The organism is Enterobacter sp. UCD-UG_FMILLET (assembly GCF_000762975.1).
Lineage (GTDB): Bacteria > Pseudomonadota > Gammaproteobacteria > Enterobacterales > Enterobacteriaceae > Enterobacter > Enterobacter dykesii.
The window spans coordinates 231,251-252,522 of the sequence record NZ_JRJC01000023.1 but is presented as its reverse complement, the minus strand read 5'-3'; the positions used below and the strand labels follow the sequence as shown (position 1 = coordinate 252,522).

Here is a 21,272-nt window from a genome sequence, read left to right as displayed (position 1 = left end):
ACAGTGCAATTACAAAGCGAATGACTGAGCGTCCAGCAGGCAGAGTTTTCGATGGAATTCCGCCAGGCTGTGACAACAAAATTTGTTCATCGCGTTACGCTTGTGGGTGTAGATCGTTTTAGGGGACTTATTCATGATTTTTGCGATGCGAACCGGACTGAATCCTTTATGGAGCAACATGCAAACCCGCCTCTCCTGCTGCGAGAGCGTGGCGGCGTTTTCGAAGGAAAATGTCGTGTCGCTAAAACAGTGGCTTAGCTGCGCAAACGAGAGGTTGTCCGCGACCACTCGGACCCGCTCGTTACGCAGGCAGGCGTGAACGTCGCAGACCCGCGCGGCATCCGTAAATACCAGCCAGTTCTCTCCAACGTGTGTATTGAGCAGCCGTTCCTGGAGATGTAAAAACCCTTCAGAATTAACGTTATGAATCCAATACATCTCCGGGCGAGGGGTAACGGCCATCGAAATCATCGAATGGAGGCCAAGCCATAAAAACGCATTGCCGCTCAGAACGATGACCTGATAGCCAGCATTAGGAATGAAGGGCGTCATTTTTTGCCCCACAGATAGCCCTGGCCGTAGTCGGCCACGCTGGCACGGGCCAGCGCGAAATCCCCTGCGGTTTCGATGCCTTCTATCAGCACCTTGCTGGCGACGCGCTTGAACTGGCGGGTGAGATGCAGGAACTTTGCCTGCTCGATGCGTCCGCTCCAGAAGGTATGTTTATCAATCTTGACGCCGCAGAAGCGGATCTGGCTGGTCAGAAGATCGGGAAGAAGGTCTTCGCAGACATCGTCTGCCCAGACTTCGATCCCCCACTGGTGGAGCGTCGCGATGCATTTCCGCAGTGCCTGGCTTTGCGTATCCTCGAGCTGGACCATCGTATGGAGATCGGTGACCTCGATAGCAAGTCTCTCCGGGCAGGGTGTCTCTTCTTTTAGCCTGTCGAGGAAGTCCGTTTCCAGCAGTAAATCCGATGTCGCATTGAGATAATACTTGTCGCCATCCTTGCAAAACATGGCATGACGAAGCTGCGCAAAGAAGTGCGCTTTACGCTGCGTTGCGGGCATCGAGCCAAAGTAATCTTCAAGATTGACGTGGGGCTTTGCCGTAGACAATACCTCCCAGGCAATCACATTTTCACTGCGCAATGCCCGGATGGATTCGAACTTATAGCCGGTTAGCATGATAAAAGTGCGTAACGCTCCGTTGTGATTTCAGGAGTCGCACATTTTATGGATTTGTATTTTGGTGGGATATTTATAGATAAAAACGGCTTATATAAAGTATTTTTATCTAATTTATAAGCCTGATATAGGATTATTTATTTTTATAAGCGCCCGGCAGTACGCCGGGCGCGACGCGTATTAACCCGCTCTGCTGACGATTTTGATTTCAACCATGCCGATCCCGAGCTCGCGCGGTGAGTGCCCAAGGATATTCCCCTCGTTCGTGGACTGCGGGTCCGGCGGCACGATCACCAGGGTATTGCTGCGCGAAGGATTCTCAAAATGCAGCGTCTGCGTGCTCACGTCGTTCCCGAGCATCAGCGTCTGCTCCCGATCGCCCACGCGCACGGGGACGGGCTTGTTAGCGTTGGGGCCATACGCTCTGGCGGTGATCACCAGGTCGAACTGTTCCGGCAGGGGATGGGCGTACTCAATTTTTACCTCGTTGCCCAGCTGCGCGTTGGACCAGCGCCCCCACGACTCCGGACGCGAGATGCCGCTAAACTGCTTCACTTCCTCGGGCGCGCCGGCCACGTTAAAGATAAAGCTATCCGCTTTGTAGCGAATATCGTTATCGCTGACTTTAAGCATGTCGATGTTGTGCTGATAGCGCGCGGTATCAATCACCGTATCGTTGAACGCGGTTTTGCCTTTCCACTGGGCTTTATCCACGTGCTGCACGGTTTGCTCCCCGCCGAGCTGACCCTGAGAGACGCACCAGTCGGTAGAAAGCGCCAGCGGCTGCGACCAGATCTGGCCCATTTTGTAGCACCGGTCGACCCAGACGAAATTATCGCGTGGGGCAAAATCGGCCAGCTGATAGCGCAGCGGCGCGGAATATTCGCTTTCCGGCAGCGGCTCGACCCGCCCCTCCGACACGCGCACCAGCAGCGGCAGACGGAAGCTGCTGCCCGAGAAGGCAATCGTGTTTTTATCCCGATCGACGGTGAAGTCCTTCATCTCTTTCGGGAAGTTCCACAGGCGGATAATGTCTGGCTTCCAGGCGAGAATTTTATCCTTCATGTTGAGAAACACTTCCGACAGGGATTGCCCCGACAGCGTGCTGCGGCCAAGGCCAATAAAGTTGTCGCCGCCCAGAATGTCCAGCACGGTTGCGCCGTTATCCATGGAGTTGCGTTTGGTGGCAATTAGCTCCTGCTGCGGCTGGTCGCCGCGCAGGACGAAGAACAGGTTGCTGCGATCCTGCTTGTTGAGCCGATCCCAGGCGCTGTTTTTCATCGCCAGATGGTCAGACGAAACGACGATGACGGTGTTTTTAAACCAGGGCGAGGTTTTGATTTTCTCGACCAGCGCGGCAATGTGCTCCTGGCTGCAGGTGACGGCGCTGAAAGACTTGTTGCTTTTGCCGTCCACGTCATAGCTTTTGCGTTTGCAGCTGCGCGAGACGAACCCGTCCGGATGGTGGGTGTCCACCGTCAGCGCAAAAAGGGAGAAACGCTTGCCCGTGCGGGAAAGCTCCTCGAATTTCTTCCAGGTTTCGTCGAGTACCGTATCGTCATAGAAGCCCCAGTCGTTACGGTAGCTCGGATCGGCAACCGTCGCTTTTAACTCTTCTGAGCCATACAGGTGGTCAAAACCGTGGGATTTCAGGAACACGTCTTTTCCGGCAAAGCGCAGGTTTGCCCCCTGCACGAAATAGTTTTCGTAGCCGGAGTTTTTCAGGATATCGCCGAGGCAAATATTCTGTGGGAAGAACGTCGACATCGAGGCTGAGGCGTTACCTTCAAAAGGCGCGAACAGCGGGATACCGCACTGGGAGGCAACCATCCCGGCAATCGTATAATCCGTACCGGGCAGCTGCATGGTGTGGCTGAAATCGAGACCTTCATTTTTCAGCGCGCCCAGGTCTGGCGTCAGGTTCGGGAAGGCATCGTTATCAAAGTACGTGCGCTCCAGGCTTTCACCGTAGATGTAGACCAGATTGAGCTTCGGGTTGGCGATTGTTTTCGACGGTTCTTTGTAGTAAGCCGCGAAATCCGGATCGCCATCGCGCGACTGGGATTTCACCAGCTCGGCGATCTGATGGAACGCCGGGCTGGCGTCGACGGAGGCCAGCGCCAGGAATAACGCCAGCAGGCTGTAGCCATGATGGTGGGGAAGATGGCGACGTCGACGCAGCACCCAGGCCAGCGCGCCAAAAATCGTCACCAGCGCGGCGATAAGGCCGAGCCCCGGAAGAATGTATTTGCCCACGCCCGCGCCCGTCAGGCTGTTCGTCAGCGTGTAGAGCACCGCATCGTTAATACCGTCACCGGTAAAGTAGTCGCTGGCGTATAAGGTAATGTTTAAAATAATAAAAATGCCGAGCACCACCAGCGTGGCGATAAACCACCAGGTGTGACGGCCGGCTTTCCAGGCGTAAACGCCGACAGAAGCCAGAAAAAGGATAAGAGACATGAATTCTGACAACAGCATATCCTCATGACGCCAGGTGCTTCGCTGGCTAACTGTTTATTTTTTGGGTCATACAATGTAATTGCGATGTCGTTAAGCTGCAATTTTAGTGTCACGAAAGTGTGCTGTTGTTAGGATTTGGTTTATAAAATCGTTTTTATGAAGATGGACACATCCTGACAAACGGACGCTGAGACGGTGGCAGGTGGGAAAAAGGCTCGTTTAGCGCCGCGCTGCAAGACTATCGCATTAAACGCGGCGTGTTGTGGCAGAAAATGGGGTGGCTCAGGAGAGGAAATTAACGCCTTGTTTCAGCACCAGATCGCAGGCTTTGGTTTTCACCTGTTTTGCCAGAGAAGAGTTGCCGAGGGTGCTCAGATTCAGCTGCTGGCCGTTTTGCGCGTTAAGCAGGCCCTGAATGCCGTCCATATAGTTGGTGTCCGCTTTCTGCTCCTGGGTATCCAGACCCAGTTTACCCAGCACCTGATTTTTCACGTTTTGCGCGTCGGTCACTGAGGCCAGCTTTTGCTTCGCGCAATATTCCAGAATCCCCGCCGCGTTGTTCATCGTGCCCGCGCTAAGGCTCTGAGAGCTGTTGCCCAGCAGGCTGGTGAGGGAAGAGGCGGAGAGTCCACCCTGAGAGCTGCTGCTCTCCTTGGTCAGCTCATTTGCTGCGCTTGACAGGGACTCCTGCCAGGACGCCGCTTGCGCTATGCCGGTCACCAGCAGCGCGCCTAAAAAGGTGCTGATTAGAATCTTTTTTTTCATCATGGCTCTCTCAAAAAGGTCCGTTTTGGGCCGAAGGGGTTCCAGTATATACCTATGCCCTGACGGCGATTCCTGGAACTGTCTTAATACTCTTTGCCGGTAACGCGGCTGCGGTAACTTTCCCAGTCGAAGATGACATAGAGACTGTTACCGAGCTTCATGCGGTCCATGACGCGTTCACCCAATAAGCGGGTCATCTCGTCGATATTGTGGTTCGTCAGCATGCCGGTGGGGCGTTTGGACGAGGAGCGGCGATCGACAATCTGGTTGATGATCACTTTTTCATAGCGGGATTCAGTCTGAACGCCAATCTCGTCGATGACCAGTAAATCGACATTGCTCAGATCGTTAAGCAGCTGTTCTTCGCTGGTTTCGCGGTTGCTGAAGGTGTCTTTCATCGCGGACATGATGTCGGCCACGGTGATGATAAGAACCGATTTACCCCGCAAAAGCAGCTCGTTGCAGATAGCGGCTGCAAGGTGGTTTTTTCCGGTGCCCGGCTTGCCGCTAAAGATGAAGCTGGCGATATTGCCGTCGAATTCATCCACGTACTGACGGGCGGCGGCGAGGGCGTTCATCTGCCCGTTGGTCTCGATTTTATAGTTATCGAACGAGCAGTTCTGGTGCAGGGGACGGATACCGGAACGGTTAAAGGTGCGCTGCATTTTCATCGCCCGGTTTTCCCGGGCGAGCGCGGCTGCGCGAATCTCACCTTGCTCTTTTTGCCACGCCAGCAGCTCTTCACCCGTGGTAAAGGCGGGCTTCACGTTGGCAGGCATCATTTTTTGCAGACGTTTCATCAGGTCGCCGACGTTCTTCATTTCGCACCTCGGAATCCGCTGGGGATCTGTTTATCCGGTTCTGAAAACGCGTTGATATCGCGTTTGGGCTGGCCGTTGTTGCCGGCGCGGGTAATTTGAAGATGGCGCGCGAGCTTTTGCTGCCACTGAATATGGGTGAAGACTTTACCTTCCGCCTGCCACCAGGCGGTAAACGCGGCGAGCTCTTCCGCGGTGGCCGGTTGGGTTAACGCAATGCCCCACAGCGCGGCCTGCCGCTGAAAATCCGCATCCGGCTGCCAGCCCGCGTACAGGGCAAATTTTCCCATCGGAACGGTCACGGGGACGTTGACCGGTTCTTCAAAGAACTGGTTGTCCAGCGTGATATCGCTCGCCGGGCGCGACAGTTGCGCTTCAATCTCCAGAAGCTGTGCCAGGCGTTCCGGCGTGATAGCGTAGAACGCCGGCGCGTTGTCGGCAAAAACCGCAACCGTGCCGCCTTCGGCATGGGTCAACACACCGCGTGGGTCGCGCATAAAGGCATCAATGCCAGCAATGCTGGTGGTCAGAATTCTGGAGGACATAACGCTTACTCTACTGATTACTACGGGCGTGATATGGGCTTATGGTAGCACAGAGAGAGGAAAGGGAAGGAGGGGATTTCCCCGGTGGCGCTGCGCTTACCGGGGCTACAGTCGTAGGCCTGATAAGCGCAGCGCCATCAGATATTTATCACGCGATGATATTCAGGGTCACGTCGATGTTGCCGCGGGTCGCGTTAGAGTACGGGCAAACAATGTGCGCCGCATCGACCAGCTTTTTGGCTTCCGCGGGATCCATACCCTCAACGTGGATGTTCAGTTTTGCCTCGATACCAAAACCGGTTGGCAGCGGACCAATACCCACTTCGCCTTCAATAAAGGCATCTTTTGGCAGGGTGAATTTGTCGCGTGCGGCCACGAACTTCATCGCGCCCAGGAAGCAGGCAGAGTAACCCGCAGCAAACAGCTGCTCAGGGTTCGTTACTTCTCCGCCCATGCCGCCCATCTCTTTTGGCACGCCCAGTTTTACGTCCAGTACACCATCGGAAGAGGTCGCGCGGCCATCACGGCCACCGGTTGCTTTTGCTTTGGCGGTATAAACTACTTTTTCTAAAGACATGGCAGTTTCCTCATCTTGCTTTAATGTGTGCTATTAAATAGCGTACGATATATATGAATAATAATAACGCGTAAAGTATAGCTTTACGCGCGGTGTAGCTGTTGTCGCAAAAGTTCGAGCTGCTGTTTAAGCGCCAGCAAAGTGTCGGTATCACACTGCGCTGCGCAACCCACCGCATGGGGAATCCCCAATGCCTGCTGCTGCAGTTCACGTCCCGCTTCACTCAGGGTGACGGCGACCTGACGTTCGTCTTTGCGCGAGCGGTGACGGTTGATTAACCCGCCGCTTTCCAGCCGTTTTAACAGCGGCGTCAGGGTCGCAGAATCCAGAAACAGGCGTTCGCCGATGTCCGACACCGTAACGTCATCCTGCTCCCACAGCACCAGCATCACCAGGTATTGCGGGTAAGTCAGGTTCAGCGGTGCCAGCAGTTGCCGGTACAGCTTATTAAGCGCCAGATTTGCCGAATAGAGGGCAAAGCAGAGCTGGTTATCCAGCTTGAGCGCAGCGGTTGCGTCGTTCGTTTTCGCGTTCATGAGATGAATATAGATAGTGTGCGATTTAATTGCAAGCAATTTTATGGGCAGGTGTAGCGGAGCGCCACCTGAACGGCCATTTTGCGGTAGTGCTGGCGCTGAGCCTGTTCATCCGCCCCGTCTTCAAACAGCAGCGTAAAGGTGTAACTGTTGGCTACGTAGTGAAAGCTGAAGCTGCTTATCAGGCGGTGGAGGTCGCGGGCGTCAACCGTCTGGCTGAAGAGCTGCTTTTCTTTGCCCCGGTGCAGGATGCCCTCCAGCAGGTCGAGCGCGCTACGGTTGACCTGGCGAAGATAGCTCGATTGCTGCATAAAGCGGCCGCGCTGCATGTTTTCCATGCAGATAATCCGGATGTAGTCCGGGTGGTCGGCATGATAGTCAAAGGTGGCTTCAACCAGGTTCACCAGCGCTTCGACGGGGGGCATTCCCGCCAGGCTTAGCGCTTTTTCACTGGCGCGAATCTGGGTGTAAACATGTTCCAGAACCAGGAGATAGAGATTCTCTTTATTCTTGAAATGGTAAACCACCATGCGTTTGGTGGTACCCGCTTTTTCCGCGATCTGCTCCATGCGGGCACCGTTCAATCCATACTCGGCAAAAAGCGCGATGGCGCTCTGAAAAATTTTCTCTTTCAGGCTGGATTCTTCGCTGTGCTCGGGGTGTTCGCTGCCAGGGTTAGCCACATCCTTTCCTTATTTTCACCAAACGGACCAGAAGGATTATCTCCATGGCAGCGAAATAACACAAATATCAAACGCGTGGGCGTTTGCGATACAGCCACAGTCCAGGGATCGACAGCCCAATAGAAAGCGCTCCGACGATGGACGACGCCTTAAGAAAGTTGCTCAGAAGGAGGATCATCTGCGGCTCGGTGTAGCCAAAATGACTGATTTTCACCGCAGAAATCATCGCTGTATACGCAGATATGCCCGGGAACATCGGGATCACTGCGGCGACGGTGAACACCTTGGGATGCGCCAGATACCAGCGCGACCACTGGATGCCTATACTGCCGACCAGCATGGAGGCCATAAATGTTGACCATTCGATGTTAAAACCCGCGGTCATCATCACCATTCGCGAACCATGACCAATCGCGCCCAGCAGCGCACACCACCGCAGAGCACGTTGCGGAACGTTAAATACCATCGCAAAGCCGACGGCAGGAATGGCGGCCAGAAGCATGTCCTGTGCCAGCGCCAGCAGAAAATCTATCACGCCCATCCGCGTAACCCCCAGAGCGTCATGGCCATCACTACGCCGATGCAGGTCGCCAGCGTCAGCAGGCTGGCAATAGCCCAGCGTGCCAGACCGGTATTGATGTGCCCTTTAAACATGTCAGCAACGGCGTTGATCAACGGAAAGCCCGGAACCAGCAGAAGCACGCTCGCGGCCATGGCAATCGTCGGGGTAGTGGCAAACTGCGGCAGGCGCAGCAGCAGGCCGGAAACCGTGGTGGCGACAAACGCGGTAATGCAGAAGTTAATTTGCGGATGCAGCTGTCTGTGCGTCAGCAGCTGGCGAACATACATAGCAATACTGCTGGCGAAAAAGGTGACGATCGCGCCGTCCCAGCCGCCTTTATTAAGCTTACAAAAGCAGGCGCACGACAGCCCTACCATCACCACGACAAGCCAGCGCGGATAACGTAATGGCTTAATTTGGCTGAACCGTTTTTCAATCTCCCGAAGATCGAGAAGCTTATGTTCAGCAAGGATGACGATGTGCTGCACTTCGGTCACTACGTGCATGTTAATGCCGCGGTCGTGGTTTTTGCGGGTGGAAGTCAGGCACTGACCGTCTTTGATCGTGGTCAGCACGATGGCGTTGGATGAAATAGCGCTTTCAACGCTATCCATACCCAGCGCCAGTCCCAGCCGGGTGGAAAGCTCCTCAACCAGCGCGCTTTCCGCGCCGTGCTGGAGCAGAAAAAGACCGCACTGAATACATAGCCGCGTGATAGCACGCTGCGTTGACCGATCTGCCTGCATGTATTGTCCTGAAGAAGGTGGAAAGTTGCCGGTTGGCCCATAGCGATTACTTTTAGCACAAAGTGCAGTGCCTCTTGCTGTGGGCCAGATCAAGGTTTATGCAAACAGTTGCTGCCCTTAAGTGCAGAAGGGGTTGGGATTAATTCATCATTTTAGTGAATTATTAATATTAAAGGATAAGTAATATATATTTAGTTATTCTAATTTTATATTGTAGTTATTTTAATGACACTGCAATTAAATTTAATTTCGCTTTGTGAGATATTACTGCTGTTTAGGCATTTCTTAAACTACGAATACATCTCATCTTCTGCTTGTATTAACCTGCTTTACACTCAGGGACGAAAATACTCATACGTTGATGCGTTTTAACGTTACTCATCAAATGAAGAATGGACATGGAGGGTCTATGTTGTCTTTGCACGGTAAGCATAGCGTTATCATTAGCCGGATACCGGTCATGCAAAACGGGTTAGGGGGCGTGATGACTCGCCATTTCCCCGACTTTGAATTGACCTATTGCAGCTCATTGCAGGAGTTAACACTGCTCCAGCTACGCCGCGCTGACGTCATCATTGCCGATATTACAGGCGAATACTGGAATCCTCGGGGCGCACTCGAAGAGTATTTCAGTTTATTGAATCAATACCGGAACATTCACTGGATCTTTTTAGTTTCGCGGCCACTTAACCCCGTTGCCGTTGAGTTACTTGTGCGCCCGGAAAGTACGTTGCTTTCTGATATGGAACCCATTGAAGGGCTGGTTAACGCGATTCGGGCAGGTAGCGAACGCGCAGAGCGGGTAAGCCAGACGTTGTTAACCATGGAACCTCAACGTCCGGAGGACGAAGACGAACAGGTTATCGCGCTCACGTACTCCGAACGTAAAGTATTGCGGCTGTTAGGTAAAGGATGGGGGATTAACCAAATCGCCACATTGCTTAAGAAGAGCAATAAAACTATCAGTGCGCAGAAAAACAGTGCGATGCGACGGCTGTCATTACGCAGTAATGCCGATATGTACGCCTGGATAAACAGTACACAGGGAATGCGAGAGCTGAGTTTGATGTCAGCCTATGGAGAGTTCGAGGAATGGAAAAAACCGATTCAACAAGACATATCGCCATCGTCGAAAATTGCACGATGAGTGCTGTTGGGCTACAGCATCTTTTTGCGATGCCCGGCCTGAATCATTATCAGCTGCATCTGTTTAGTGAATTTGACAGCTTTAAGAAAGCACTTCAGCACATCAATTTTTTCTCGCTGATCTATTCATATTCCGATGCGCGAGAAGAGCGTCGTAGCTGCCTGGCGCACCTGCGGGATTTTGCGTTTACGCATGGCCATATCCAGCGCATTATCCTGGTCGCTGATGAGATGGAAGCAAGATTAATTAGTCATCTTTCCCCGTCACGCCTTCACGGTGTGGTCAGCAAATCGCTGACGCTTGAGCGCCTGCAGAATGAACTCATGGTATTGCTGAGTGAAACCCTGCGCATCAATGACAATATGATGAATCACTGGTACCGGAGTCAAAGCAGAATGTTAAGCCCAACGGAACGGGCAATATTGCGTTATATGTCTTGCGGCTATTCCATTCCTCAAATCGCGGCACAGCTTGAACGCAATATTAAGACCATCCGGGCGCATAAGTTTAATGCGATGGTGAAGTTGGGGGTAAACTCTGACGTAGGGCTACTCGATGCGGCGGATATTATAACCCACCTTTCGGCAAGAGAACCGCGAAGTTCGGCACTCAGCAAGCCGACCTTTTTATAACCTGCCTGTTGCGCGCCAGAAAGGATCTGGCGCATCAATCAGATGCAAACATCAACCCATTTTGCGGACGTCAGCTCTGCCATTCTGTCAGGTGAGATACGAACGGCACTATGAATTGCGCCTGCGGCGGGCAGGACTTCGGCGTACTGCTTTAATGAAATATCGCAGTAAACCGCGAGTGGGTTTTCCAGGCCGAATGGGCACACGCCGCCAACGGGATGACCAGTGATGGTCACCACTTCATCACTGCTGAGCATGCGCGCTTTTGCACCAAATGTGTCTTTCAGCTTTTTGTTATCCAGGCGCGCATCGCCTTTCGCCACCACCAGTATCACCTCATTTTTCACCTTTAATGACAAGGTTTTGGCGATTTGTCCCGGTTCAACACGATGGGCGGCAGCAGCCAACGCAACGGTAGCGGTACTCTGGCTAAGTTCAATGACGTCTATATCCGGCGCGTTGTCGGCAAAAAACTGCTGTACAGACTGCAAACTCATTGTTTCCTCCTGACAAATATCCTGCGTAATCTGTCATAAGAATTTATGCTCTGTAAATATCTCTTCAGTAACAAATATCCCGAACGGCTGATTTCTGGATCCTCTTCACAATCACGGAAACCGGTTACAGTAACCGGTTGCAGAGCGTGATGCGTCGATTAATACTGAGTACGTAACGTCCCCTGTATCCAATAATAAGAGCAAATTATGAAACCATTCCGTCTGAGCAGTACCACTGGTCCACAAGCCAGCAAGGTTGTGAAGGTGATTTATGGAACAACGTGCGGCGCAAATGTGCCCGTAACAAACGTCTGACAGGAGATCTGCCATGTCTGCCAACCATGCTGCGTTTAACCTGATATTCCGTTTTGTTGAAAATTACGTCAGCCCGATTGCCGGGCGGATCTCTTCCCAGCGTCATGTGATGGCCATTCGTGATGGGTTTATCTCCGCGATGCCATTTATGATTGTGGGTTCATTTTTGCTGGTGTTCGCATACCCGCCGTTTTCGCCGGAAACCACCTGGGGTTTCGCCCGGGCCTGGCTGGATATGGCGAAGCAGTTTGAAGGCCAGATCCTGACGCCGTTTGATATGACGATGGGCATTATGTCCATTTATATTTGTGCGGCCATTGCCTATAACCTTGGCAAACACTACGTCAAATCGCACCAGTTAGACCCGTTTATGTGCGCCATGCTGTCGCTGATGGCGTTTCTGCTGGTCGCGGCGCCGAAAACCAAAGGCACGCTGCCAGTCGACAGCCTGGGTGGGACGGGCATTTTTACCGCGATTCTGGTGGCGATCTACTGCGTTGAGATGATGCGTTTCCTCAAGGCGCATAACATCGGTATTCGCCTGCCGGACCAGGTTCCTCCGATGATCAAAAACTCTTTTGATCTGCTGATTCCTGTGCTGGTGGTGGTGTTGACGCTCTATCCTCTGAGCCTGCTCATTCAGTCTCAGTTTGGCATGCTGATCCCGCAGGCCATTATGTCGGTCTTTAAACCTTTGGTTTCCGCAGCGGATTCCCTGCCTGCGATCCTGCTGGCCGTGTTGATTGGCCATCTGCTGTGGTTCGCCGGGATCCACGGAGCCGCCATCGTCTCCGGGATGCTGCAGATGTTCTGGCTGACTAACCTGGGCGCGAACCAGACCGCGCTGGCCGCCAGCCAGCCTCTGCCGCATATTTTTATGGAGGCGTTCTGGACGTTCTTTATCGTGATTGGCGGGTCGGGAGCCACGATGGGGCTGGTGATTTGCTATCTGCGTAGCCGTTCAGCGCATTTACGCTCTATCGGGCGTTTGAGCGTGGTACCCAGCTTCTTTAACATCAATGAGCCTGTCATTTTCGGTACGCCAATCGTGATGAACCCGGTGTTCTTTATTCCGTTCCTGCTGGCACCGATGGTAAATGCAGTGCTCGCCTGGGCGGCGATGACGTTTGACCTGATTGGCCGCGTCATCTCAGTGGTCCCGTGGACGGCACCGGCGCCGATAGGCGCAGCCTGGGCCCTGGGATGGGATTTCCGTGCGGCTATTCTGGTTGTGGTTCTGGCCTGCGTATCGGCAATCATCTACTTCCCGTTCTTCAAAGTGTACGAGAAACAGCTGCTGGAGCAGGAAGCGGAAGAAGCGCAGCGTAACGCGGAAGAGGACAATCAGCAGGTGGCATAGTTAAAAACAAAACGGCAACTCAGGTTGCCGTTTTTAGGGTTTGTTCCTTCTCCCTATGAGAGGGGGGAGGGCATCGGGCCGGGCCCGACTACTTCAGCGTGCAATCTCCGCACTGCTTAACGTCCGGCAGGCGGTAGCGCTGGCAGCAGGTGCGGCGAACCAGAAGCCCATCACGGAGCACGACGGTACGGAATAACGGGTTGTCACGGCCATCGGAAAGCTGTTTTGCAAAGAAACAGGATTGACGCAGGGCATCAACGTTCTCATCACCAAGCAGAGGCTTCATTTCCGTTAAATACCAGTGGATTAAATAGCCCGTATTGCTCCAGATAAGCTTCGCGTTAATCTCTCCCGTCGCTTCCAGCGCTTCCACCACCGGGATCAGGGCCTGAGTGATAAGCCGCTCCATACGTTTCTGAGCCGTCAGGTGTTCAGCGTTCTGGTCTTCGTGCAAATCAATCCAGAAACAGGATGCGCGCCCGGTTTCGTGAAACTCGACGTGGAAATTATCCGGCGAGAGTTCCAGCATGCTCTTCTGGGTTAACAGCGCCAGCATGAGGGGAGGTACCATCAACCCGATATACCACTGCGCCCAGAGAGAGAGCAGTGGTTTATTTTCCCGCGTAAGAGTGGGCTGATTGCGATAGATATGGTCGGAATAGGTGGCCAGCAGCGACTGCAGTTTTGTCGGTTGACGCCACTCTGAGAGCGTCATGGCGTGATTCGGGTGCGCTTCATCAAGGCGGATAAAGTCCAGCAGGTGGGCGCGCGTCTCCGCAATCTTATCCCGTATGGCATCCGCAAGCGAAGTATTCCCGCTGGTGAGGGGCGCTCGCCAGAGGAGGGGTTCGACGATGTGTGCGGTATGCGTAGCCATAGTATAGATAGAAATCTAAATGATAATGATTGCCAATCCTAACTATTGCTCATACCAATGGCAAGACTTTTGTCCGGGCGACACCGCCGTGATGTTTATGCCGTCTGCAGCTCTTCACTCAACAGAATGTTATTGCGCCCCATATGCTTTGCTTCGTAGAGGGCTTTGTCCGCTTTTTCCAGCGCGCCTTCCACGTCTTCATCCTCGAAAATAGCAATACCAATGCTGATGGTAACGTTTGTCGCGACACTCTCGTTAAACAGGTGCGGGATTTTCAAATCATAGACTTTCTGACGGATCCGCTCGGCCGTCTGGCGGGCATGTTCGAGAGAAATATTGGTCAGCAGCACCATAAACTCTTCCCCGCCAAAACGCGCCACAATATCGCGAGAACGCACGGCGTCGCGGATTGCCGCAGAGACGCGCTTCAGCGCCTGGTCGCCCATCATATGGCCATAATGATCGTTGTAGGCTTTAAAGTGGTCGATATCCATCAGCAGAACAAAATGCTCGCCATTTTCTACCGTCGGCAGGTTCTCCAGACGGCTTTGCAGACCGCGACGATTATAGAGCCCGGTAAGCGGGTCCATCATGCTGAGATCGGTAAGAGTTTCTCGCTCTTCCAACAGGCGAGAGAGCAATTCCTGAGCGAAACGATCGTTACGCGTTTGCAAAATGTTATGAATAGCAATTGCCACCACAGGAAGTGCGAAAGAATAGGTCATTCTCAGCCATATATCGTGATCGCCTAGCCACAGGCAGACAATAAAAGTGGGCAATGAGTGCAGCGTAAATGCTTTGATATTACTGGCGAATGCCAGCGTTCCGATAAAAAGTACCGTTAATAGAGCGATTAACAAATACGTCGCGTGGTCGTGGGTAATTAAGGCGAATTTAGACTCAATTTGCCAGGCCCACAAAATACCGAAGATCCCTGAAACAACGGGAATATTGATCTTCCGCGCGCGCTTTCTCCAGTGCCAGACGAACAGGCCGGTGCTGATGGAGAAAATAGCAATAAGTGGGGCAGATAACAGGCGTACAGAATTGAGCGGATTTGTTACCGAGAACACTGCCGAAGTTGCGTTCAAAAATAAAAATAAACGTAACGACAATTGATATTTTCTGTGAACCAAAGACCGCCAGGATTGTGATGTCATAGTCGTGCGTTTTTATTAAAATTTAATTAAAACAAATAAGTAGGTGCTGTTTCGCAATAAAACATGCAAAAAACTCAAAGAGTAATTATCAGAAAATCTTTAGATGTTGTTAACAGGTGTGCAATTTATCACCTTAGGCAATTCCTGTCATTACGGGAAAGGTAAAGGCCGATGGATTTTGATTCATTCAGCTGACAAATGATAATCTGTGTCATATGATATTGGTTATCATTATCGTTGTGAGGGGGCAGATCATGTTGAACAGGGCGCTTGGCAGTGGTTGGGGGGTATTGCTACCGGGAGCCATTCTCGGCGGGTTGATGTTTGCCGATCTCTCCCTTGATACCTGGAAAGCGCTCATTGTGTCAGGCCTGTTAGTCACGTCAGGCATGATCTGGCATAAGCAGCTGCGCCACTTTGTTTTACTGCCATCATGCGTAGCACTGGTCAGCGGAATTCTGGTGATACTGATGAGTTTGAAATAACAGGGAAAACAAGAGGTACTTCAGAAGGGATGTAAGATAATTGGTGCGAGGGGGGGGACTCGAACCCCCACATCCTAAGGACACTAACACCTGAAGCTAGCGCGTCTACCAATTCCGCCACCTTCGCACAGTCATCTTACTATTGTTGATATCGCCTCGTTGGTGCGAGGGGGGGGACTCGAACCCCCACATCCGTAAGGACACTAACACCTGAAGCTAGCGCGTCTACCAATTCCGCCACCTTCGCCCAGTGCGAGCAATATCATTGTGATTTATGGTGCGAGGGGGGGGACTCGAACCCCCACATCCGTAAGGACACTAACACCTGAAGCTAGCGCGTCTACCAATTCCGCCACCTTCGCATACCATCGATACTGTAAAAGTATCGTAACCACGGAGGCGCATTCTAGATGTTTTCAGCTTTACGTCAACAGAAAAGTGCGCGCGACGCCTTGATTGCTGCAAAAATGGCCGATGGGTATGTCATGTGTAGCCGGATGGCGCTTGCGCTTATCCGGCCTGCAGGAATGGCGATTACTTTTTGGCCTGACGCGTCATCACGGTGCGGTAGACTTTGAAGCGGCCGGTCTGGGCGATGACTTCATGGAAGCCGAAGGTTTCGTCCAGCACTTTCGGATACGCCAGGAAGGCGTTCGCGACAATACGCAGCTCACCGCCGCTGTTCAGGTGACGGACTGCGCCACGGATCAGCGTTTGTGCCGCTTCCAGGCTGGTTTCCATACCGTCGTGGAACGGCGGGTTGGAGATGATCATATCGAAGCGACCGGTGATGTCGGAGAAGACGTTGCTGGCAATCACCTCGCCTTCAATGCCGTTTGCGGCAAGCGTTGCGCGGCTGGCTTCTACCGCCGGGGCGCTCACGTCACACAGGGTTAAGCGCACTTTTGGTGAATGGCTTGCAAGCACGGTAGAGAGCACGCCCGCGCCGCAGCCCACGTCCAGCACTTTGCCTTTGGTGTGCGGCGTTAGGGTGGAGAGCAGCAGCTTGCTGCCCGTATCCAGCGCGTCGCGGCTGAATACGCCCGGCAGGGTTTTGATGGCCAGGCCGTCAAGCTGGTACTCGTCCCAGTATGCCTGTGCATCAAACGTTGTCTGTTTTTCCAGACGGCCATGATACAGACCACAGCGGCGTGCACTGTCGACTTTATTCAGCGGCGCGTAGCCTTCCAGCATCTGTTCAGCGCTACGCACGCCGCTGCGGTTCTCACCCACCACGAAAATATCGCAGCCGATCGGCAGCAGGGAGAGCAGGTTCATCAGCTGGAACTGGGCTTCCGGTTTATTCTTCGGCCAGTAGTAAATCAGCGTGTCGCAGTCGGCGATATCGCTCTGCTCCGCCACCAGGCTAAAGCGCGCGCGCTCGCCCATCTGGCGGCTCAGCACCTGCCAGTGGTGGTAGTATTGGGTGTGGGCACGGCTTTCAGCACAGTCGAAACGCGCGGGCAGGTCATCCTGCATATCTCCGGCAAACAGAATACGGCTTTCTTCGAAATCATCACTGTGACGCAGCAAGACTTCACTTGCCGGGGTAAATGCAGACATGAATTGTTCCTCAATAAACTCAGGCGGGGATTATAGTAGGTAGATGGCGCACTTTCGACACATTTGCTATATTTGCGCGCCTGAGAGACAGGAGTTTTCCCTATGACATCCCGACGAGACTGGCAGTTGCAGCAGCTGGGCATTACCCAGTGGGCTTTGCGTCGCCCGACGGCGTTGCAGGGCGAAATCGCCATTTCCATCCCTGCGCACGTACGCCTGGTGATGGTGGCGGAAGAACTGCCTGCCCTGAATGAACCCCTGATCGATGATGTCCTTCGCAGCCTGAAGATGACGGCCGACCAGGTTTTACAGCTGACGCCAGAGCGTGTCGCGATGCTGCCTCCTGATAGCCGCTGTAACAGCTGGCGTATCGGAGAGACAAACGAGATCCCCCTCCAGGGGAGCCAGATCTGCACGCCAGCGCTGGACGAACTGAAAGCCAACCCAAAAGCGCGCAGCGCGCTATGGCAACAAATCTGCGAATATGAACACGATTTCTTCCCTCACGACGCCTGACCTGACCACAGCGTTTGCGATTGAAACACGCGCCCACGCCTTTCCGTGGAGCGAAAAAACCTTCGCCAGCAATCAGGGCGAACGGTATCTGAACTTCCGTCTGGACGTTGACGGCACCATGGCCGCCTTCGCGATCACGCAGGTTGTTCTTGATGAAGCGACGCTGTTTAATATTGCGGTTGATCCCGCGTTCCAGCGCCGTGGGCTGGGAAGAGAACTGCTCGAGCACCTCATTCGTGAGCTCGAAACCCGTGACGTTTTCACCCTGTGGCTGGAGGTGCGCGCGTCTAATGTCGCCGCCATCGCGCTCTATGAAAGCTTAGGCTTTAACGAGGCGACAATCCGCCGTAACTACTACCCCACCGCAGAGGGACGTGAAGACGCCATCATAATGGCTCTGCCGATTACCAGAACGGTGCCATTACCGCGTTACAACTTCAGCACCAGCGCTTTGACGTCTGGGCGGAACGCTTAAAGGTCAGTCCAGGGACGCTGAACGATGCGTTCCTGAACGCGATGGCCGATATCTGCGCGCCGCTGCCGGGCGCGGTTTCCCTGCTGAATGCGTTGAAAGGCAAGGTGAAACTGGGGATCATCACCAACGGTTTTACCGCCTTGCAGCAGATCCGCCTCGAACGCACCGGCCTGCGCGATCATTTCGACGCGCTGGTGATCTCGGAAGAGGTGGGTGTACCTAAACCGGATCCGCGTATTTTCGACTACGCGCTGGCGCAGGCCGGTCATCCTGACCGCGATCGCGTCCTGATGGTGGGTGATACGGCAGAGTCAGATATCCTGGGCGGCATGAAGTCTGGTCTGTCGACCGTCTGGCTCAACGCGCATGGCCGCGTGAAGCCTGAAGGCATCGAGCCGACCTGGACCGTGACGTCGTTGAACGAACTGGAGCAACTCCTGTGTAAACAATGATTGCCTGCCCCCCATTGATGGGTAAAATAGCCGCAATTTTGTATTCCATGATGCGTGGCGTGCTGCCGCGCTTATAAAAGAAGATTTAATTATGACGTTGTCTCCTTATCTGCAAGAGGTGGCCAAGCGCCGCACTTTTGCCATTATCTCTCACCCGGATGCCGGTAAAACGACCATCACCGAGAAGGTGTTGCTGTTCGGACAGGCGATCCAGACTGCGGGTACCGTGAAGGGCCGTGGCTCCAGCCAGCACGCAAAATCTGACTGGATGGAGATGGAAAAGCAGCGTGGTATTTCGATTACCACCTCCGTGATGCAGTTCCCGTATCACGACTGCCTGGTGAACCTGCTGGACACCCCGGGCCACGAAGACTTCTCCGAAGATACCTACCGTACCCTGACGGCGGTGGACTGCTGTCTGATGGTGATCGACGCCGCGAAAGGTGTAGAAGACCGTACCCGTAAGCTGATGGAAGTCACCCGTCTGCGGGATACGCCGATCCTCACCTTTATGAACAAACTCGACCGTGACATCCGCGATCCGATGGAGCTGATGGATGAAGTGGAAAACGAGCTGAAGATCGCCTGTGCGCCCATCACCTGGCCCATTGGCTGCGGCAAGCTGTTCAAAGGGGTGTATCACCTCTATAAAGACGAAACCTACCTGTATCAGACGGGTAAAGGCCACACCATTCAGGAAGTGCGCATTGTTAAAGGTCTGGACAACCCGGATCTGGACGCGGCGGTCGGGGAAGAGCTGGCCGCGCAGCTGCGCGACGAGTTGGAACTGGTCAAGGGCGCATCTCACGAATTCGACAAAGAGCTGTTCCTGAGCGGCGAAATCACACCGGTCTTCTTCGGTACCGCACTGGGTAACTTCGGCGTTGACCACATGCTCGACGGTCTGGTGGAGTGGGCGCCGCAGCCGATGCCGCGCAAAACCGACACCCGTGAAGTGGAAGCTAAAGAAGAGAAGTTCACCGGCTTCGTGTTTAAGATTCAGGCCAACATGGACCCGAAACACCGCGACCGCGTGGCCTTTATGCGCGTGGTGTCCGGTAAGTATGAAAAGGGCATGAAGCTGCGCCAGGTGCGTATCGGGAAAGACGTTGTCATCTCCGACGCGCTGACCTTTATGGCGGGTGACCGTTCGCACGTTGAAGAAGCCTATCCGGGCGACATCATCGGTCTGCACAACCACGGCACCATCCAGATCGGCGACACCTTCACACAGGGTGAAATGATGAAGTTCACCGGTATTCCGAACTTCGCGCCGGAACTGTTCCGCCGCATTCGCCTGCGCGATCCGCTTAAGCAGAAACAGTTGCTGAAAGGCCTGGTTCAGCTCTCCGAAGAGGGCGCCGTGCAGGTCTTCCGCCCGATTGCTAACAACGATCTGATCGTTGGTGCGGTCGGTGTGCTGCAGTTTGACGTGGTTGTCGCGCGTCTGAAGAGCGAGTACAACGTGGAAGCGATTTACGAGTCCGTGAACGTCGCGACCGCGCGCTGGGTTGAGTGTTCTGACGTGAAGAAATTCGAAGAATTTAAGCGTAAGAACGAAATTCAGCTGGCGCTGGATGGCGGCGATAACCTGACCTATATCGCGCCAACGATGGTGAACCTGAACCTGACGCAGGAACGTTACCCTGACGTTCAGTTCCGTAAAACCCGCGAGCACTAATCCCCTCTCAGAGCACGGCTCCCGCCGTGCTCTTCTTTAATTCCTGTCTTATTAATCCCTTGCGGAATGTTCTTAATTCAACGCAATTTCACGCTATTCGCGCGTTTTTTACCCAATTCTGAAAGCGGCTCTGTGAGAGTGATCTATATTTAACTCAGTGTTTAACACCGGGCGTGGATAAATTAACTGTTCAATGCATGACTTTAGGTTATCCATTTTGCCCGTGTGTTTATTCGCAATATATATAACTACTAAGGAAGTATGTAGCCCGAATAACGGGTCAACACAGGAATAGATCGATGAATATGACAAGACTGAAGATTTCGAAAACTCTGCTGGCTGTAACTCTGGGTAGCGTTCTGGTGAGCGGTTCCGCTCTGGCGGAAAGCAGCACCATGGATAAAGCACAGTCCACGGCCGATACCGCAGGGCAAAAAATCGATAGCTCTATGAATAAAGTCGGCAACTTCATGGACGACAGTTCAATCACAGCAAAAGTGAAAGCCGCACTGGTGGATGATGAAGCCATCAAAAGTACCGATATTTCCGTTAAGACCGACAAGAAAGTGGTCACGCTGAGCGGCTTCGTGGAAAGCCAGTCTCAGGCCGAACAGGCGGTGAAAGTCGCGAAAGGCGTTGAAGGCGTTGCGTCCGTCAGCGATAAGCTGCACGTTCGTGACGGTAAAAACGCGTCGGTGAAAGGTTATGCCGGTGATGCAGCCACAACCAGCGAAATCAAAGCTAAACTTTTAGCAGATGACATCGTGCCGTCCCGTAAGGTGAAAGTGGAAACCACCGATGGTGTGGTTCAGCTTTCCGGTACGGTAGATTCGCAGGCGCAAAGTGAACGCGCCGAGTCCATCGCGAAAGCGATTGACGGTGTGAAAAGCGTTAAAAACGATCTGAAAACGAAGTAAATCTTGACCATTCGCCCGTCTGGCTAACACCTGCGGGCGATATAAGAACGACTCTGGAAAAACGCCGGTGAGTGACCTGAGCGCTCACGTTTAGCGGCCGACATTAACTATGGTAAAGGAGAAGCTTATGTTTCGTTGGGGCATTATATTTCTGGTTATCGCGTTAATTGCCGCCGCATTGGGCTTTGGTGGACTGGCAGGTACAGCGGCATGGGCAGCTAAAATTGTCTTCGTTGTGGGTATTATTCTGTTCCTGGTCAGCCTGTTTACGGGGCGTCGACGTCCATAGCAAACGCAATATTTCTTAAACAAAATA

23 protein-coding genes, 3 tRNA genes and 2 pseudogenes are annotated in these 21,272 nt (G+C 53.3%); 10 read left to right on the top strand and 18 right to left on the bottom strand.

The features are described from left to right. Nucleotides 1-9: 9 nt before the first annotated feature. From LA04_RS11420 to LA04_RS11370, 11 genes are all read right to left on the bottom strand, one after another. Nucleotides 10-552: a helix-turn-helix transcriptional regulator gene (locus LA04_RS11420; protein WP_047651622.1), complete on the bottom strand. Its 543-nt coding sequence runs from the start codon at nt 550-552 to the stop codon at nt 10-12. Then, nucleotides 549-1,187, bottom strand: coding sequence for an EAL domain-containing protein (locus tag LA04_RS11415; protein ID WP_047651621.1), 639 nt, complete (start codon nt 1,185-1,187; stop codon nt 549-551). Before LA04_RS11415 ends, LA04_RS11420 begins: the two co-directional genes overlap by 4 nt. 180 nt (nt 1,188-1,367) lie before the next feature. Beyond that, complete coding sequence (opgB, locus tag LA04_RS11410) at nt 1,368-3,659, bottom strand: phosphatidylglycerol--membrane-oligosaccharide glycerophosphotransferase (RefSeq protein WP_047651679.1); 2,292 nt, start codon at nt 3,657-3,659, stop codon at nt 1,368-1,370. Nucleotides 3,660-3,929: 270 nt separating this feature from the next. Next, nucleotides 3,930-4,412, bottom strand: a complete 483-nt coding sequence (locus LA04_RS11405; protein ID WP_081957693.1) for a DUF2501 domain-containing protein — start codon at nt 4,410-4,412, stop codon at nt 3,930-3,932. 83 nt (nt 4,413-4,495) lie between these two features. Further along, nucleotides 4,496-5,233 carry a DNA replication protein DnaC gene (gene dnaC / locus LA04_RS11400; protein ID WP_013095461.1) on the bottom strand — a complete coding sequence of 246 codons (738 nt, stop codon included), beginning with the start codon at nt 5,231-5,233 and terminating at the stop codon, nt 4,496-4,498. Next, nucleotides 5,230-5,775, bottom strand: a complete 546-nt coding sequence (gene dnaT / locus LA04_RS11395) for a primosomal protein DnaT (protein ID WP_047651619.1) — start codon at nt 5,773-5,775, stop codon at nt 5,230-5,232. The genes dnaC and dnaT overlap by 4 nt, the downstream gene beginning before the upstream one ends. A gap of 148 nt (nt 5,776-5,923) precedes the next feature. Further along, entirely contained in the window at nt 5,924-6,352 is a 429-nt protein-coding gene (locus tag LA04_RS11390) for an organic hydroperoxide resistance protein (protein WP_023310299.1), read from the bottom strand. 83 nt (nt 6,353-6,435) lie between these two features. Beyond that, a complete protein-coding gene (locus LA04_RS11385) occupies nt 6,436-6,888 on the bottom strand; it encodes a MarR family winged helix-turn-helix transcriptional regulator (RefSeq protein ID WP_033146484.1) in 453 nt (150 codons plus the stop codon). 41 nt (nt 6,889-6,929) lie between these two features. Then, nucleotides 6,930-7,571: a TetR family transcriptional regulator gene (locus LA04_RS11380; RefSeq protein WP_023310301.1), complete on the bottom strand. Its 642-nt coding sequence runs from the start codon at nt 7,569-7,571 to the stop codon at nt 6,930-6,932. 67 nt (nt 7,572-7,638) lie between these two features. Then, on the bottom strand, nt 7,639-8,112 hold the full coding sequence (locus LA04_RS11375) for a threonine/serine exporter (RefSeq protein WP_023310302.1): 474 nt from the start codon (nt 8,110-8,112) through the stop codon (nt 7,639-7,641). Then, on the bottom strand, nt 8,103-8,879 hold the full coding sequence (locus tag LA04_RS11370) for a threonine/serine ThrE exporter family protein (protein ID WP_023310303.1): 777 nt from the start codon (nt 8,877-8,879) through the stop codon (nt 8,103-8,105). The genes LA04_RS11375 and LA04_RS11370 overlap by 10 nt, the downstream gene beginning before the upstream one ends. A 409-nt stretch (nt 8,880-9,288) precedes the next feature. Between LA04_RS11370 and LA04_RS11365 the strand changes: the two genes are divergently transcribed. After that, complete coding sequence (locus LA04_RS11365) at nt 9,289-10,026, top strand: helix-turn-helix transcriptional regulator (RefSeq protein WP_047651618.1); 738 nt, start codon at nt 9,289-9,291, stop codon at nt 10,024-10,026. Next, nucleotides 10,023-10,658, top strand: coding sequence for a DNA-binding transcriptional activator BglJ (bglJ, locus tag LA04_RS11360; RefSeq protein WP_047651617.1), 636 nt, complete (start codon nt 10,023-10,025; stop codon nt 10,656-10,658). The genes LA04_RS11365 and bglJ overlap by 4 nt, the downstream gene beginning before the upstream one ends. A 38-nt stretch (nt 10,659-10,696) precedes the next feature. Here bglJ and LA04_RS11355 read toward each other — a convergent pair whose 3' ends face one another. Continuing rightward, nucleotides 10,697-11,155, bottom strand: a complete 459-nt coding sequence (locus LA04_RS11355) for a YbaK/EbsC family protein (protein WP_008502085.1) — start codon at nt 11,153-11,155, stop codon at nt 10,697-10,699. A gap of 328 nt (nt 11,156-11,483) precedes the next feature. Between LA04_RS11355 and LA04_RS11350 the strand changes: the two genes are divergently transcribed. Next, on the top strand, nt 11,484-12,830 hold the full coding sequence (locus LA04_RS11350) for a PTS sugar transporter subunit IIC (RefSeq protein ID WP_047651615.1): 1,347 nt from the start codon (nt 11,484-11,486) through the stop codon (nt 12,828-12,830). Between the two features lie 88 nt (nt 12,831-12,918). On the opposite strand, the gene fhuF is transcribed toward LA04_RS11350, so the two are convergent. Both fhuF and LA04_RS11340 read right to left on the bottom strand, forming a co-directional pair. Next, nucleotides 12,919-13,707: a siderophore-iron reductase FhuF gene (gene fhuF / locus LA04_RS11345; RefSeq protein WP_047651613.1), complete on the bottom strand. Its 789-nt coding sequence runs from the start codon at nt 13,705-13,707 to the stop codon at nt 12,919-12,921. A 95-nt stretch (nt 13,708-13,802) separates the two neighbouring features. Continuing rightward, nucleotides 13,803-14,867: a GGDEF domain-containing protein gene (locus tag LA04_RS11340; RefSeq protein WP_047651612.1), complete on the bottom strand. Its 1,065-nt coding sequence runs from the start codon at nt 14,865-14,867 to the stop codon at nt 13,803-13,805. Between the two features lie 215 nt (nt 14,868-15,082). Here LA04_RS11340 and LA04_RS11335 point away from each other — a divergent pair, with 215 nt between their 5' ends. Continuing rightward, nucleotides 15,083-15,352, top strand: coding sequence for a DUF1435 domain-containing protein (locus LA04_RS11335; protein ID WP_047651610.1), 270 nt, complete (start codon nt 15,083-15,085; stop codon nt 15,350-15,352). A gap of 41 nt (nt 15,353-15,393) precedes the next feature. Here LA04_RS11335 and LA04_RS11330 read toward each other — a convergent pair. The 4 genes from LA04_RS11330 to rsmC form a co-directional block, all read right to left on the bottom strand. After that, nucleotides 15,394-15,479: transfer RNA gene (locus LA04_RS11330), tRNA-Leu, on the bottom strand. A gap of 33 nt (nt 15,480-15,512) precedes the next feature. Next, a tRNA-Leu gene (locus tag LA04_RS11325) sits at nt 15,513-15,599 on the bottom strand. A 28-nt stretch (nt 15,600-15,627) separates the two neighbouring features. Next, nucleotides 15,628-15,714, bottom strand: a tRNA-Leu gene (locus LA04_RS11320). 172 nt (nt 15,715-15,886) lie between these two features. After that, nucleotides 15,887-16,915 (bottom strand): 16S rRNA (guanine(1207)-N(2))-methyltransferase RsmC, encoded by a 1,029-nt coding sequence (rsmC, locus tag LA04_RS11315; RefSeq protein ID WP_047651609.1) that lies wholly within the window; start codon nt 16,913-16,915, stop codon nt 15,887-15,889. A gap of 102 nt (nt 16,916-17,017) precedes the next feature. On the opposite strand from rsmC, the gene LA04_RS11310 reads away from it, so the two are divergent. The 6 genes and pseudogenes from LA04_RS11310 to LA04_RS11285 all read left to right on the top strand — a co-directional run bounded on the left by LA04_RS11310 (nt 17,018) and on the right by LA04_RS11285 (nt 21,245). Further along, nucleotides 17,018-17,431: a DNA polymerase III subunit psi gene (locus LA04_RS11310; RefSeq protein WP_029740017.1), complete on the top strand. Its 414-nt coding sequence runs from the start codon at nt 17,018-17,020 to the stop codon at nt 17,429-17,431. Continuing rightward, nucleotides 17,400-17,840 (top strand): annotated as a pseudogene (rimI, locus tag LA04_RS24125) (ribosomal protein S18-alanine N-acetyltransferase); the annotation flags it as partial. The gene LA04_RS11310 and the pseudogene rimI, both read left to right, overlap by 32 nt. Then, a pseudogene (gene yjjG / locus LA04_RS24120) lies at nt 17,834-18,358 on the top strand (pyrimidine 5'-nucleotidase); the annotation flags it as partial. The pseudogenes rimI and yjjG, both read left to right, overlap by 7 nt. Nucleotides 18,359-18,449: 91 nt before the next feature. Further along, nucleotides 18,450-20,039 carry a peptide chain release factor 3 gene (prfC, locus tag LA04_RS11295; RefSeq protein WP_028015433.1) on the top strand — a complete coding sequence of 530 codons (1,590 nt, stop codon included), beginning with the start codon at nt 18,450-18,452 and terminating at the stop codon, nt 20,037-20,039. Between the two features lie 299 nt (nt 20,040-20,338). Beyond that, nucleotides 20,339-20,956, top strand: coding sequence for a molecular chaperone OsmY (gene osmY / locus LA04_RS11290; protein WP_047651608.1), 618 nt, complete (start codon nt 20,339-20,341; stop codon nt 20,954-20,956). A gap of 127 nt (nt 20,957-21,083) precedes the next feature. Further along, a complete protein-coding gene (locus LA04_RS11285; RefSeq protein ID WP_003856556.1) occupies nt 21,084-21,245 on the top strand; it encodes a DUF1328 domain-containing protein in 162 nt (53 codons plus the stop codon). Nucleotides 21,246-21,272 lie beyond the last annotated feature (27 nt).

Bases quoted from the DNA above. Each gene is read 5' to 3' on its own strand.
- osmY (WP_047651608.1), top strand. From the start codon at position 20,339: ATGAATATGACAAGACTGAAGATTTCGAAAACTCTGCTGGCTGTAACT.
- LA04_RS11310 (WP_029740017.1), top strand. From the start codon at position 17,018: ATGACATCCCGACGAGACTGGCAGTTGCAGCAGCTGGGCATTACCCAG.
- LA04_RS11285 (WP_003856556.1), top strand. From the start codon at position 21,084: ATGTTTCGTTGGGGCATTATATTTCTGGTTATCGCGTTAATTGCCGCC.
- bglJ (WP_047651617.1), top strand. From the start codon at position 10,023: ATGAGTGCTGTTGGGCTACAGCATCTTTTTGCGATGCCCGGCCTGAAT.
- LA04_RS11350 (WP_047651615.1), top strand. From the start codon at position 11,484: ATGTCTGCCAACCATGCTGCGTTTAACCTGATATTCCGTTTTGTTGAA.
- LA04_RS11415 (WP_047651621.1), bottom strand. From the start codon at position 1,187: ATGCTAACCGGCTATAAGTTCGAATCCATCCGGGCATTGCGCAGTGAA.
- LA04_RS11375 (WP_023310302.1), bottom strand. From the start codon at position 8,112: ATGGGCGTGATAGATTTTCTGCTGGCGCTGGCACAGGACATGCTTCTG.
- prfC (WP_028015433.1), top strand. From the start codon at position 18,450: ATGACGTTGTCTCCTTATCTGCAAGAGGTGGCCAAGCGCCGCACTTTT.
- LA04_RS11405 (WP_081957693.1), bottom strand. From the start codon at position 4,412: ATGAAAAAAAAGATTCTAATCAGCACCTTTTTAGGCGCGCTGCTGGTG.
- LA04_RS11335 (WP_047651610.1), top strand. From the start codon at position 15,083: ATGATATTGGTTATCATTATCGTTGTGAGGGGGCAGATCATGTTGAAC.
- LA04_RS11370 (WP_023310303.1), bottom strand. From the start codon at position 8,879: ATGCAGGCAGATCGGTCAACGCAGCGTGCTATCACGCGGCTATGTATT.
- dnaT (WP_047651619.1), bottom strand. From the start codon at position 5,775: ATGTCCTCCAGAATTCTGACCACCAGCATTGCTGGCATTGATGCCTTT.
- LA04_RS11390 (WP_023310299.1), bottom strand. From the start codon at position 6,352: ATGTCTTTAGAAAAAGTAGTTTATACCGCCAAAGCAAAAGCAACCGGT.
- fhuF (WP_047651613.1), bottom strand. From the start codon at position 13,707: ATGGCTACGCATACCGCACACATCGTCGAACCCCTCCTCTGGCGAGCG.
- LA04_RS11385 (WP_033146484.1), bottom strand. From the start codon at position 6,888: ATGAACGCGAAAACGAACGACGCAACCGCTGCGCTCAAGCTGGATAAC.
- rsmC (WP_047651609.1), bottom strand. From the start codon at position 16,915: ATGTCTGCATTTACCCCGGCAAGTGAAGTCTTGCTGCGTCACAGTGAT.
- LA04_RS11355 (WP_008502085.1), bottom strand. From the start codon at position 11,155: ATGAGTTTGCAGTCTGTACAGCAGTTTTTTGCCGACAACGCGCCGGAT.
- dnaC (WP_013095461.1), bottom strand. From the start codon at position 5,233: ATGAAGAACGTCGGCGACCTGATGAAACGTCTGCAAAAAATGATGCCT.
- LA04_RS11340 (WP_047651612.1), bottom strand. From the start codon at position 14,867: ATGACATCACAATCCTGGCGGTCTTTGGTTCACAGAAAATATCAATTG.
- LA04_RS11365 (WP_047651618.1), top strand. From the start codon at position 9,289: ATGTTGTCTTTGCACGGTAAGCATAGCGTTATCATTAGCCGGATACCG.
- LA04_RS11420 (WP_047651622.1), bottom strand. From the start codon at position 552: ATGACGCCCTTCATTCCTAATGCTGGCTATCAGGTCATCGTTCTGAGC.